General features: G+C 45.6%; 11 protein-coding genes. All 11 read left to right on the forward strand.

Annotated features, from left to right (window positions below):
* Complete coding sequence (gene dnaA / locus R8389_RS00005; RefSeq protein ID WP_317637474.1) at positions 1-1,365, forward strand: chromosomal replication initiator protein DnaA; 1,365 nt, start codon at positions 1-3, stop codon at positions 1,363-1,365.
* Positions 1,366-1,534: 169 nt separating this feature from the next.
* Complete coding sequence (gene dnaN / locus R8389_RS00010) at positions 1,535-2,665, forward strand: DNA polymerase III subunit beta (RefSeq protein WP_317637475.1); 1,131 nt, start codon at positions 1,535-1,537, stop codon at positions 2,663-2,665.
* A 206-nt stretch (positions 2,666-2,871) separates the two neighbouring features.
* On the forward strand, positions 2,872-3,093 hold the full coding sequence (yaaA, locus tag R8389_RS00015) for a S4 domain-containing protein YaaA (protein WP_317637476.1): 222 nt from the start codon (positions 2,872-2,874) through the stop codon (positions 3,091-3,093).
* Positions 3,094-3,099: 6 nt separating this feature from the next.
* Positions 3,100-4,236 (forward strand): DNA replication/repair protein RecF, encoded by a 1,137-nt coding sequence (recF, locus tag R8389_RS00020; RefSeq protein WP_317637477.1) that lies wholly within the window; start codon positions 3,100-3,102, stop codon positions 4,234-4,236.
* Positions 4,229-6,193: a DNA topoisomerase (ATP-hydrolyzing) subunit B gene (gyrB, locus tag R8389_RS00025; protein ID WP_317637478.1), complete on the forward strand. Its 1,965-nt coding sequence runs from the start codon at positions 4,229-4,231 to the stop codon at positions 6,191-6,193. Before recF ends, gyrB begins: the two co-directional genes overlap by 8 nt.
* A 9-nt stretch (positions 6,194-6,202) precedes the next feature.
* Positions 6,203-8,704, forward strand: coding sequence for a DNA gyrase subunit A (gyrA, locus tag R8389_RS00030; protein WP_317637479.1), 2,502 nt, complete (start codon positions 6,203-6,205; stop codon positions 8,702-8,704).
* Between the two features lie 204 nt (positions 8,705-8,908).
* Positions 8,909-9,205, forward strand: a complete 297-nt coding sequence (rpsF, locus tag R8389_RS00035) for a 30S ribosomal protein S6 (RefSeq protein WP_317637480.1) — start codon at positions 8,909-8,911, stop codon at positions 9,203-9,205.
* 49 nt (positions 9,206-9,254) lie between these two features.
* A complete protein-coding gene (gene ssb / locus R8389_RS00040) occupies positions 9,255-9,767 on the forward strand; it encodes a single-stranded DNA-binding protein (protein ID WP_317637481.1) in 513 nt (170 codons plus the stop codon).
* A gap of 23 nt (positions 9,768-9,790) precedes the next feature.
* A complete protein-coding gene (rpsR, locus tag R8389_RS00045) occupies positions 9,791-10,033 on the forward strand; it encodes a 30S ribosomal protein S18 (RefSeq protein WP_317637482.1) in 243 nt (80 codons plus the stop codon).
* Positions 10,034-10,301: 268 nt separating this feature from the next.
* A complete protein-coding gene (locus R8389_RS00050; RefSeq protein ID WP_317637483.1) occupies positions 10,302-12,323 on the forward strand; it encodes a DHH family phosphoesterase in 2,022 nt (673 codons plus the stop codon).
* A 12-nt stretch (positions 12,324-12,335) separates the two neighbouring features.
* Positions 12,336-12,791 (forward strand): 50S ribosomal protein L9, encoded by a 456-nt coding sequence (gene rplI, locus R8389_RS00055; protein ID WP_317637484.1) that lies wholly within the window; start codon positions 12,336-12,338, stop codon positions 12,789-12,791.
* Positions 12,792-12,819: the final 28 nt, after the last annotated feature.

Here is a 12,819-nt window from a genome sequence, read left to right on the forward strand (position 1 = left end):
TTGTTTGATATCAATAAATTTTGGGAACACTTCAACCAGGAAATGCGTGAGCGTTTCAACGAAGTTGCATACAATGCCTGGTTCAAGAACACAAAACCAATTTCCTATGATAAGGGCACACACGAACTAAAAATCGCAGTCCAAAACCCCGTAACCAAGGGATATTGGGAGAAGAATCTGTCTTCGCAACTGATTCAATCCGCCTATGGCTACGATAACCTTGAGGTCATGCCCGTCTTCCAAATTGAAGGCGAGCAAAGTTCGGAGCGTCTAGTGACCCCTAAGCCGCAAACTGAAAGCCAGCCACAAACGCCCGAACAAATGCCCAATGTCTTTGTCCGTAACCTCAAGCTCAACGAAAAATATACTTTTGACAACTTCGTTCAGGGTGAAGGCAACAAGCTAGCCGCTGGCGCAGCCCTGGCCGTTGCTGACAGTCCGGGGAGTTTCTATAATCCGCTCTTTATCTTTGGGGGCGTGGGACTTGGTAAGACCCACTTAATGCAAGCTGTTGGCCACCAAATGCTGGCTGAACGTCCAGGCGCCAAGGTTGTTTACATTCAAAGTGAAACCTTTGTCAACGACTTTATCAATTCCATCAAAAATAAGACCCAGGACCAATTCCGCGAGAAGTATCGAACTTGTGACCTCCTGTTGGTAGATGATATTCAATTTTTTGCCAAAAAAGAGGGTATCCAGGAAGAGTTCTTCCATACTTTTGAGACGCTATACAACGATCAAAAGCAGATCGTCATGACCAGTGACCGGCTGCCAACCGAAATCCCGGACTTATCCGAACGGTTAGTCTCCCGCTTCACCTGGGGCTTACAGGTAGAGATCACACCGCCAGACCTTGAAACGCGGATCGCCATTCTCCGCAAGAAGGCCGAAGCCGAAAAACTAACCATTGACGACAGTACCTTGGACTACATCGCCTCCCAGGTGGACACCAACATTCGCGAACTGGAGGGGGCGTTGGTTAAGGTCCAAGCCCATGCCACTATCGAGCACGAAGACATCAACGTGAACTTGGCCCGCGAAGCCTTGGCAGACTTAAAACTAGTCCAAAAAAATCGGGGTTTACAAATATCGAAAATCCAAGAAGTAGTAGCCAATTACTTTCAGACTTCTACTTATGAATTAAAGGGCAAGAAACGGGTGCGCCAAATCGTCGTCCCCCGGCAGATAGCCATGTACCTGGCCCGCGAGTTGACAGACTCGAGCCTGCCTAAGATCGGTCAAGAGTTCGGCGGCAAGGACCACACGACGGTAATGCACGCCTATGATAAAATTAGTCGTGAGCTTAAAACAGATGCTGAAGTCAAAACCGCGGTCTTTGATTTGAAGCAGATGCTCGACCATTAAAAGTGGCTAATTTGTGGACAACTAGCAGACTTGTGCACATCTTCTTAACCGTCCCAATTACGTTATTTTCGGATCAGCTTGACTTTTCAACAGAAATCACAGGACCTACTACTAATACTAACTAATATATAATTAAATAAATAAACAAACCCTAACCAGGAGGTCAAAAATGAAATTTACCGTCAATCGAAATCTTTTTCTCGATAATCTAACCAACGTCATGCATGCTATTTCTGCCCGTGCCACTATTCCCATTCTTAGTGGAATCAAGCTTAACCTATCTGAAGATGAGTTACTGCTAACGGGGAGCGATACGGACATTTCAATCGAAATTCGCATTCCCGTTAGTGAAGACTTAACCGTTGCTTCAACCGGAGCAATTGTGCTACCAGCTCGTTTCTTCAGTGAAATTATTAGACGCTTGCCAGGTAAGGAATTCTCACTTGAAGTTAAAGACAGTTTTCAAACCCAGATTATTTCTGAAAATAGTGAATTTACCATCAACGGCTTGGATGCTAATACTTATCCCCGCTTACCGGAAATTCCTGATGAGTCCGCTTTTGTTATTTCTGGCAAGACCTTCCGCGATATCATCAATGAAACGCAATTCGCCGTGGCCACTCAAGAAAGTCGCCTAGTTTTGACGGGTGTTCACTTTACCTTTAGCCCGACCAAGATTAATGCCGTGGCCACTGACTCCCACCGCTTGTCAAGTCGTGCTTTGACCCTTGATAAGGGGCCCCAAGCCAAGACCGACTTAATTATTCCGGGCAAGAGCCTGCTTGAACTGGCCCGCATTATCGGTGAGACTGACCCTGAAATCAAGGTTTGTCCGGGCGACAACCAAGTATTGTTTGAGATTGGCAACATTCTCTTCTATTCGCGTCTACTAGAGGGCAGTTATCCTGACACGGATCGCCTGATTCCAACCGAAAAAACGACGACCGCTGTCTTTGACCTGGCTGAATTGTCCAGCGCATTGGACCGAGCAAGTTTATTAACCCATGCTGGGCGTAATAACGTGGTTGACCTAACTTTGGATACAGAGCAGCAGACTGCCAACTTATCTGGTGAGTCCGCTGAAATCGGGAATGTTGAAGAAAATGTTAGCTTTAAGAAGCTGGAGGGTAAGAATCTGAAGATCTCCTTCAATCCGGACTACCTGCGTGATGCCTTGCGGGCCTCGGTAACTGATTCAGTAATCATGGACTTCACTGAGCCACTGCGGCCATTCACGGTTAATCCAGATCAGGCGGAGATCGACTTTGTTCAGTTGATTACACCAGTGCGCACTTTTTAAGAGATTTTAGTTTGACTAAGCCATCATTCGATGGCTTTTTTTCTGGTCAACTTTTCTTATTCGAGCTCAAAAGGGGCGTATTTTATTCAAAAGGTCATTTGCGGTAAAGTGTTTATTTTTCTTAACGGCGGCTAGACGGCTTTATATTGGCTTTTAGTTGTCTTTTGCTCGTGAAACGAATATAATTAATATATGTGTTTAAAGTGATGAAGGTGAATATTATCAAAGAAGTTAGCGTAAAGGGTGAGTACATTACCCTGAGTCAATTCTTGAAGGAAGAGAGCATCATCTCCTCTGGTGGTCAGGCCAAGTGGTATCTGCAAGACAACCCAGTTCTGTTGAATGGAGTTGCAGAAAATCGGCGGGGTAAGAAGCTGCGACCGGGTGACCAAGTGAAAATTGACCAAGAAGTGTACGAATTTCGGTAATTCTCGATGTATCTCAAGCAGTTTAGTGCGCAGCATTATCGCAACCTGCAGCAGCTTGACGTTGAGTTTGATCCCAATGTCAATATTTTTATTGGGCAAAATGCTCAAGGCAAGACTAACCTGTTAGAAGCAATCTATTTCTTGGCGCTGACCCGCTCGCACCGTACGAGTAACGACAAGGAACTTTTGGCTTTTGGTCAGGATTATGCCAATATTACGGGACATGTCTATAAGAGTCAGGTTGACCTTTCCCTGCGCGTATTGCTCACTAAGAAAGGCAAAAAAGTCTGGGTGAACCGGATTGAACAAGCGAAGTTGTCCAAGTATGTGGGGCAGCTTAACGCTATTTTATTTTCTCCAGAAGACTTGGAACTGATCAAGGGCGCACCTAGCTTGCGGCGGCGTTTCATGGATCAGGAATTTGGTCAAATTAACGCTGAATACCTATATTTTGCGGGTAAGTATCGGCAAGTACTACAACAAAAGAATAATTATCTCAAGCAGTTGGCTAAGGGTGCTGCACGAGACCCACTGTTTTTAGATGTGTTGTCTGACCAGTTAGCTGGTGTAGCAGCAGAAGTCGTGGTACGTCGATTTAAGTTTTTAACTTACCTGAATCAGTATGCCCAAGATGCTTATGCCCACATTAGTCCTAGCGGTGAGAAGTTAACGGTCAAGTACCGACCATCGGTCAAAGAGGTTGACAAGCAGGATAGTGTTGAGGAAGTCTACCACAAGCTGCTAGCTAACTTTCGCAAAAATAAAGACAGTGAACTCTATAAGGGGACGACCCTAAATGGTCCCCACCGCGATGATATTGAGTTCGAACTGGATGGTCAGGATGCCCACTTATACGGGTCTCAGGGACAGCAGCGGACAATCGCATTGAGTATTAAGTTAGCAGAGATCAAGTTAGTACACCACCTGACCAAGGAATATCCCTTACTCTTACTGGATGATGTGATGAGTGAGCTGGATCATGACCGGCAGAGTGCCCTGCTTAACTACATTCACGGCAAAACCCAAACCTTCATCACGACGACCGACCTTGCCGGTATTTCCTGGGAAATAATCAAAAAACCAAAAGTGTACCGGATCAATTCGGGCAAGATCTATTTAGAAGAGGAGAAACTAAATGGCTGATAACAAGAATAATAACTCCGACCAAATCAAGCAGTATGAAAAAGAGGCAGATAAGTATAATGCCAGTCAAATTCAGGTCTTAGGAGGTCTTGAAGCGGTCCGCAAACGGCCGGGGATGTATATTGGTTCTACTAGTTCGCAAGGTTTGCACCACTTAGTGTGGGAAATAATCGATAACGGAATCGATGAAAGTCTGGCCGGTTTTGCCAGCAAGATTGAAGTGACAATCAATGAAGATGGTAGTGTAACTGTTCAGGATGACGGCCGCGGGATTCCGGTCGACATTCAAAAGAAGACTGGTCGTCCAGCCTTAGAGACGGTCTTCACGGTGCTGCACGCCGGTGGTAAGTTTGGTGGTGGGGGCTACAAGGTTTCCGGTGGTCTTCACGGTGTTGGGGCGTCAGTTGTTAACGCCTTGTCAACTAAGCTTGAAGTTATAACCATGCGTGATGGCAAGAAGTACCAGATTGATTTCACCCGTGGTCGGGTCAACCATGAAATGGCGATGACTGGATCAGTACCAGCAGGTGAGCATGGTACCATCGTGCACTTTTTCCCTGATGCAGATATCTTTACTGAGACCACGTCCTTTGATGACAAGATCCTCAAAACGCGAATTCGAGAGCTAGCCTTTTTGAACAAGGGACTTAAATTGACTTTCACGGACAAGCGTAAGGAAAGCGCTGAAACGGACGTTTATCACTTCGAAGGTGGAATTAAAGAGTACGTTTCTTTCTTAAACCATGGTACCGAAGTATTATTTGATGAACCAATTTACGTTGAAGGTAATGATAATGACATCAACGTTGAAGTCTCGCTGCAATACACTCAAGGCTATAAGACTACGCTGATGACCTTCGCTAACAATATCCACACCTATGAGGGGGGGATGCACGAAGCCGGCTTTAAGACGGCTTTGACCCGGGTGGTGAATGATTACGCCCATAAAACCAAGTTATTGAAAGACAGTGATGACAACCTGTCTGGTGAGGATATTCGTGAAGGAATGACCGCGGTTGTTTCAGTTAAGCACCCTAATCCGCAATTTGAGGGCCAGACTAAGACCAAACTTGGTAACTCTGATGCTCGTACCGCTGTTGATCGGGCCTTTTCAGAAACCTTTAGCCGCTTTTTACTAGAAAATCCGCAGGAAGGTCGCAAAATTGTTGAGAAGGCTCAACTAGCTGAAAGAGCACGGACTGCTGCTAAACGGGCGCGTGAAGTTACCCGGAAGAAGTCGGGCTTAGAAATTGCCAATCTACCTGGTAAATTAGCCGATAACACAAGTAACGATCCGAGCATTTCAGAATTGTTCATCGTTGAGGGGAACTCCGCCGGTGGTTCGGCCAAGCAGGGGCGGTCACGACTAACTCAAGCTATTCTGCCAATTCGAGGCAAAATTCTCAACGTTGAGAAGGCCTCAATGGACCGTATTTTGGCCAACGAAGAAATACGGTCCCTCTTTACGGCTTTGGGAACAGGCTTTGGAGCTGACTTTGACGTTTCTAAAGCCCGTTACCACAAGTTGATTATTATGACGGATGCCGATGTCGACGGTGCCCACATTCGCACGCTACTGTTAACCCTCTTTTACAACTACATGCGTCCCATGATTGAAAAGGGCTACGTCTATATCGCTCGTCCACCTCTATACCAGGTTCGTCAGGGTAAAGTTATTCGCTACTTGGATACTGACGAGGAGCTACATGACTACCTGGGAAGTCTGCAACCGAGTCCGAAGCCAACGGTTCAGCGTTACAAGGGTCTAGGTGAAATGGATGCAGACCAGCTATGGGAAACGACGATGAATCCTGAAAACAGGCGACTTGACCGGGTTGATCCGGAATTTGCCAAGAATGTGGATGAAGTCTTCGAGTTACTCATGGGGAATGAAGTAGCACCGCGACGTAATTTCATTGAAACTAATGCCAAATACGTTGAGAACTTGGATGCTTAGGAGGTCTAAATGGATAACGACAATCAAGGTCAAGATCATAGAATAAGAAATGTCGACCTGACGAACGTAATGAATAGCTCGTTTTTGGATTATGCCATGTCGGTTATCGTTGCGCGTGCTCTACCCGATGTGCGTGACGGCTTAAAGCCAGTTCAGCGGCGTATTCTCTATGGAATGAGCGAACTGGGTGTTACGCCGGACAAGCAATACAAGAAGTCAGCCAGAATTGTCGGTGAAGTCATGGGTAAATTCCACCCCCATGGTGACTCTTCGATATACTTGGCCATGGCCCATATGGCCCAAGACTTCAGCTATCGGTACATGTTAGTTGATGGTCATGGTAACTTTGGGTCAGTCGATGGTGACGAACCAGCCGCAATGCGTTATACCGAGGCGCGAATGAGCAAAATCGCGGTCGAGATGCTGCGTGACATTAATAAAAATACGATTGACTGGCAACGTAACTACGATGACTCTGAGAATGAGCCGGTTGTCTTACCGGCTAGAATACCTAATCTGCTAGTCAACGGGACCAGCGGAATTGCGGTCGGAATGACTACTAACATTCCGCCTCACAACCTCTCTGAAGTAATTAAAGGGATTCATATGCTGATGAATAACCCGGATATTACAACCAAGGAACTAATGAAGGCCATTCCCGGTCCTGATTTTCCCACCGGTGGTACGATTATGGGTCGGGGTGGCATCTACCGGGCCTATGAAACGGGCCGGGGCAACATTGTTGTGCGAGCTAACACCACCATTGAAACCGAAAAGAGTGGCCGAGAACGGATTGTCGTCACTGAGCTGCCTTACTTGGTAAATAAGGCTGAATTGGTGAAGAAGATTGCTGATTTGGCCAGGTCTAAAACAATTGATGGCATCACCGGGGTGCGGGATGAGTCTGACCAGACGGGAATGCGGATGACCATTGATATCCGCCGGGATGCTAGTGCCAGTGTGGTGTTGAATAACTTATTCAAACTAACGCAGATGCAGGCTAACTTTGGGATGAATATGGTGGCCATTGCGGATGGCGCACCGCACTTTTTGACCCTGAAGCAAATGCTGGAATATTACTTGGAACATCAAGAAGATGTGGTAACCCGTAGAACCAAGTTCGAACTCGCTAAGGCTGAGGCCCGGGCGCACATCTTAGAGGGGCTGAAGATAGCCCTAGACCATATTGACGAGATTGTTCATATTATCCGTCAGAGTGAGTCAAGTGACATTGCTAAGGCAGCCCTGATCAGTCGCTTTGGTCTGGATGACAAGCAGTCACAGGCTATCTTAGACATGAGGCTGGTACGGCTGACTGGCTTGGAACGGGACAAGGTAGAAGCTGAATACAAGGAACTGCAGGTCAAAATTGCTGATTACAAGGATATCTTGGCGCGCCATGAACGAATCAATGAGTTGATTTATGAGGAATTACTTGATATTCAAAAGCGTTTTGGTGACGAGCGCCGAACCAAGATTGGTGATGGCGAAGTGATTTCAATTGAAGATGAAGATCTGATTGAAAAGCAGGACGTGCTGCTGACCCTGACCCACAGTGGCTACATTAAGCGCATGCTGATTAATGAATTTAAGACACAGAACCGTGGCGGTAAAGGTATCAAGGGCATGGGGATTAAAGACGGCGACTTCATTGAGAAATTGCTTTATGCAAGTACGCATGACCTAGTCCTGTTCTTTACTAACAGGGGTAAAGTCTACTCCAAAAAAGCCTATGAAGTTCCTGAATTTGGACGCACGGCCAAGGGGCTACCGGTTGTCAACTTGTTACAACTTGAAAAAGGCGAAAAAATTCAGACGATTATTACAATTCCGCCAGATGCTGCTGAACATTACCTCTTCTTCATTACGAGGTTAGGAGTAGTTAAACGAACCAAGGTCAGTGACTTTGCCAATATCCGCAACAGCGGTCTAATTGCCCTCACTCTGCGTGACGGTGACGAGCTGACCAACGTCTTAACGACTGATGGTAGGCAAGATATCTTGATTGGTACCCACTTAGGATATGCGGTGCGCTTCAATGAAGAAGCGGTGCGCTCGATGGGTAGAACGGCTGCTGGGGTACGCGGCATCAACTTGCGGACCGACGATTATGTGGTCGGGTCCGGTGTCATCAAGGATACTGATGAAGTTTTGGTGGTTTCCGAGAACGGTTACGGTAAACGGACACCTGCGAGTGAATATCCGGTTAAGGGCCGCGGCGGCAAAGGCATCCAGACTGCCAAGGTGACGACCAAGAACGGACCGCTTGCCGGGGTAACCGTAATTGACGGAACTCAGGATATCATGGTTATCACCAATGATGGCATCATGATTCGCTTCAAGATTGACAGTGTTTCGCAGACTGGGCGAAGCACGATTGGGGTTCGTCTGATTAAAGTTGGCGATGACAGCAAGGCCGCAAGTTTAGCCGTTGTTCCGGTGGAAGAAGACCAGGAAGTGGCAGACGATAGCGCGGAGGTTAGTGAAACCTTAGACGATCCACAAGAATAAGTAATAGCTAAAAATTACTAAAAAATTATCAGACTTTTAACGTATTTACTGTTAGGAAGGAGAACTTCCCTCAGGATCACGTGAAGATAGTTTGGTAATTTTTTTGTTTGTGTGCTAGAATTAGAGATTGCGAGTAATAAACTTAATTACTCCTTGTTCTTGATTTTAGCAAGAACCATTTAGTCCAGAAGGAGGTGCACTAGTATGACAACTACTAAGTACGAAATAACTTATATTATCAAGCCTGACATTGATGAGGAATCAAAGAAGGCCTTGGTTGAAAACTATGATAAGGTTATTACCGATAACGGTGGTACGATGGTTGAATCAAAAGACTGGGAAAAGCGTCATTTCGCATACGAAATCAATAAATACCGTGAAGGAACATATCACGTTATGGTTTTCGATGCTGACAATGCTGAAGCAGTCAACGAATTTGATCGTTTGTCCAAGATTGATACTGCTGTTTTGCGTTCAATGATCGTTAAGATTGACGAATAATACAAAAACTTTATCGTTTTCGTGATTTAGGAAAGGAAGGACTTGAAGTATGATTAATCGAGTTGTACTTGTAGGCCGTCTAACACGTGATCCTGAATTGCGTACTACTGGGAGTGGGATCTCGGTTGCTACGTTTACGCTTGCCGTTGACCGTCAGTTTACTAACGCTCAAGGTGAGAGAGGTGCGGATTTTATCAGCTGTGTCATTTGGCGCAAGGCGGCAGAGAACTTCTGTAACTTTACGTCCAAAGGGTCGCTAGTTGGTATTGATGGCCGGATTCAAACCAGAACTTACGATAATAAAGACGGGCAGAGGGTATATGTAACTGAAGTTGTCGTTGATAACTTCTCATTGCTCGAATCACGTAAAGATCGTGAAGCTCGTGGTCAAAACGGTGGTTTTACACCTAATAATAATGGGAATTTTGGTAATCCAAATACCAACAATTCATCAAACATGGGAAATCCTAGTCAGAATAACAGTCAAGCAAGTGCCCCGCAAGATCCGTTTGCTGGATCGGGTGACACGATTGACATTTCTGATGATGATTTGCCCTTCTAACTTTTTAAGAAAGGACCGAGGATATGGCTCAACAAAGAAGAGGTGGCGGCGGAGGTCGTCGTCGTAAGGTTGACTACATTGCAGCTAACCATATTGATCACGTTGATTACAAGGACGTTGATCTGTTGAAACATTTTATCTCTGAAAGAGGTAAAATCTTACCACGTCGTGTCACTGGCACCAGCGCTAAAAATCAGCGTAAGGTAGCTAAGGCAATCGAAAGAGCTCGCATTATGGGCTTATTGCCATTTGTTACTGAAGACTAAGTAGACAATAAGTAAAACACTAGGCGATAAGTAGTCTGGTGTTTTTTTGTGCTGTAAAGTCCCTGAATGTATATGATGCTGAATTATACAGTTGGTAATTGAATTAACGTAACTATAGCCCCTCGCAAACAAAAGCAATTTTGAATAGTGCGGGCAGGAGCCCGCATTTGTTTATCATCTTAAGCTAATTCAAGGGGAGTTTCTTATCCGGTCAATACAAGGTATAATAAGAATGATGTATTCTACATTGGATTAGGAAGGATCTTACATGAAAGATTTTTTGCGTAAGCTTGAATTCCCTGCTTTTATCAAAGATTCACGGTTGACCGCTGCCATTATCATCATTTTGGCCTTGTCGCTCCTGGGCAGCATTGTTGCGTTGGTCATGAACCCATTATTTGGTTTAGCAATGGTGCTGATTTTTATTCTGACTGTTGTTTGTGTCGCATATGGTGCCTATATCTTAGCGGGTAATGCCAATAACTTTGCGGTTAGCCTGTCTTACCGGATTAAACGCAGTGAGCAAGAAGCGATGATTAAGATGCCTTTGGGCATTTTACTTTACGATCAGGACCGGCAGATCCAGTGGGTGAACCCCTACTTGCAGCTTTACCTGAAAGATGAGGACTTGATTGGACATACAATCAAGTCAGTTGATTCAGATCTCGACCAGTTGATTGATCAGACGCTAAAAGCTAAAACCGCTGAAAATCATACTGTGAACTGGGATAACCACGAGTTTGAGATGGTCATTCAAGATAATTTGGGTGTCCTCTACCTGCTTGATATCACACGCTACGCGCAGATTGAGCATAAGTACAATAATGAATTGTTGGCGATTGGTCAGGTTTTTATTGATAATTATGACGAACTGAGTGAGACGATGCGTGACCAAGAATTGACGGCTACAAGTTCGTACGTGCAGAATACCTTGAGTAATTATGCTAAGAGCTTTAATGCCTATCTTAAGCGGATTGACGAAGATCACTTTCTGCTGCTTTTGCATATGGAAGACTTGACCAAGATGGAAAAAGACAAGTTTTCAGTTTTGGATAAGATGCGGATGGAGACCAGCCGTAACAACACTCCGCTGACTCTATCAATTGGGATTGCCTTTGGCAGTAGTCAGATTACTGAGCTAGCAGACCAGGCTCAGTCTAACCTTGACCTGGCCTTGGGGCGAGGCGGTGACCAGGTCGTCTTGAGTCAGCCAGGTGAGTCAGCCCGTTTCTACGGTGGTAAGTCTAACCCAATGGAAAAAAGGACGCGTGTTCGAGCGCGGATGGTTTCACAAGCTATCAGTGAACTCTTCAAGGAGGCTGACCGTGTCTTTGTTGTTGGTCATGCCAGTCCTGACATGGATTCAGTCGGCAGTGGTATTGGCGTTGTCAAAATCGCTCGGCTCCACGGAGTTAAGGCTAACTTTGTCCTCGATGTCAATAAGACTAACTATGATGTTAGCCGACTGCTTACTAAGATGCGGGAGGCCGAGGACGATCAGGAAGTCTTTGTTGCGCCAAATGAGGCACTGGAAAGTGTGACAGATAAGTCAGTCTTGGTAATGGTCGATCATTCCAAGTATTCTATTACCTACTCTAAGGATCTGTATGATCGCTTGAAGAATCGGATTATCGTGATTGACCACCACCGCCGCGGTGAAGAATTCCCCGAAAATCCGATGTTGACTTATGTTGAACCGTACGCATCATCTGCCTGTGAGTTAGTTACTGAGATGGTCGAGTACCAGCAGCCCAATTCTGGCAAACGCGTTTTGACAGATATTGAAGCTACAGCCATGCTGGCGGGTATCACGGTCGATTCTAAGGAGTTTTCCTTGCGTACAGGAACGAGAACTTTTGATGCAGCCAGTTACTTGCGCTCAATTGGTGCTAGTTCGGTCGGTGTGAGTGAGTTACTTAAGGAAGACATTGATAGTTTTCTGGAACGAACCAAGCTAGTTTCTAGTTTGCAGATGATTAAGCCTAAGATGGCAGTCTTATGCGGAAACGACAAGCAGGTGGTTGATCCGATTATTACGGCGCAAGCGGCTGATACTGCTCTTGACTTAGAAAATGTTGAGGCCAGCTTTGCCATTACGCGCCGTGACAAAGAGACCATCAGTATTTCAGCTCGTTCGATGGGTGACATTAATGTTCAAGTAATTATGGAAAAGCTTGGCGGCGGTGGACATCTATCTAACGCGGCAACCCAAATTAAGGGTATTACAGTTAAAGAAGCACTTGAAAAGTTGCTCGTCGCGGTTGATACTTATGAACAAGAGAATGATTAAAGGAGAAGACCAATGAAAGTTATTTTTACTGAAGACGTTAGAGGTCGCGGCAAGCGCGGCGAAGTTAAAAATGTTCCCGATGGTTATGCCCAGAACTTTTTATTTAAACGTGGTCTGGCTAAGGCGGCGACTAAGGCCAATATGCATACTTTGGAACGCTTAGCAGCAAACGAAAAGGCGGCTTATGAGACTGAAAAGGCTGAAGCAGAAAAGGTCAAAGCAGAGCTCGACCGGGATGAGACGGTTGTGAACTTCAAGTCCAAGGCGGGTGAAGATGCTCGCTTGTTTGGTTCAATTTCAGGTAAAAGAATTGTCGAGGGGCTAGAAGAGCAGTTTGGAATTAAGGTCGACAAACGCAAATTGAGCCTGCCTGAGCCGATTAAGACCCTGGGCTACACAAATGTACCGGTTAAGTTATTTAAGGGCGTAGAAGCCAAAATTCGCGTTCACGTTACCGAACAGAATTAGCCCGCCGTTAGATTCTAAAAAAGTGGTC

The organism is Lactobacillus xylocopicola, from assembly GCF_033096005.1.
Classification (GTDB): Bacteria; Bacillota; Bacilli; order Lactobacillales; family Lactobacillaceae; genus Lactobacillus; species Lactobacillus xylocopicola.

Excerpts from the sequence above, each read along its gene's own strand:
- ssb (WP_317637481.1), top strand. The coding sequence starts at position 9,255 with ATGATTAATCGAGTTGTACTTGTAGGCCGTCTAACACGTGATCCTGAA.
- gyrB (WP_317637478.1), top strand. The coding sequence starts at position 4,229 with ATGGCTGATAACAAGAATAATAACTCCGACCAAATCAAGCAGTATGAA.
- R8389_RS00050 (WP_317637483.1), top strand. The coding sequence starts at position 10,302 with ATGAAAGATTTTTTGCGTAAGCTTGAATTCCCTGCTTTTATCAAAGAT.
- yaaA (WP_317637476.1), top strand. The coding sequence starts at position 2,872 with ATGAAGGTGAATATTATCAAAGAAGTTAGCGTAAAGGGTGAGTACATT.
- rplI (WP_317637484.1), top strand. The coding sequence starts at position 12,336 with ATGAAAGTTATTTTTACTGAAGACGTTAGAGGTCGCGGCAAGCGCGGC.
- gyrA (WP_317637479.1), top strand. The coding sequence starts at position 6,203 with ATGGATAACGACAATCAAGGTCAAGATCATAGAATAAGAAATGTCGAC.
- rpsR (WP_317637482.1), top strand. The coding sequence starts at position 9,791 with ATGGCTCAACAAAGAAGAGGTGGCGGCGGAGGTCGTCGTCGTAAGGTT.
- dnaN (WP_317637475.1), top strand. The coding sequence starts at position 1,535 with ATGAAATTTACCGTCAATCGAAATCTTTTTCTCGATAATCTAACCAAC.
- recF (WP_317637477.1), top strand. The coding sequence starts at position 3,100 with ATGTATCTCAAGCAGTTTAGTGCGCAGCATTATCGCAACCTGCAGCAG.
- rpsF (WP_317637480.1), top strand. The coding sequence starts at position 8,909 with ATGACAACTACTAAGTACGAAATAACTTATATTATCAAGCCTGACATT.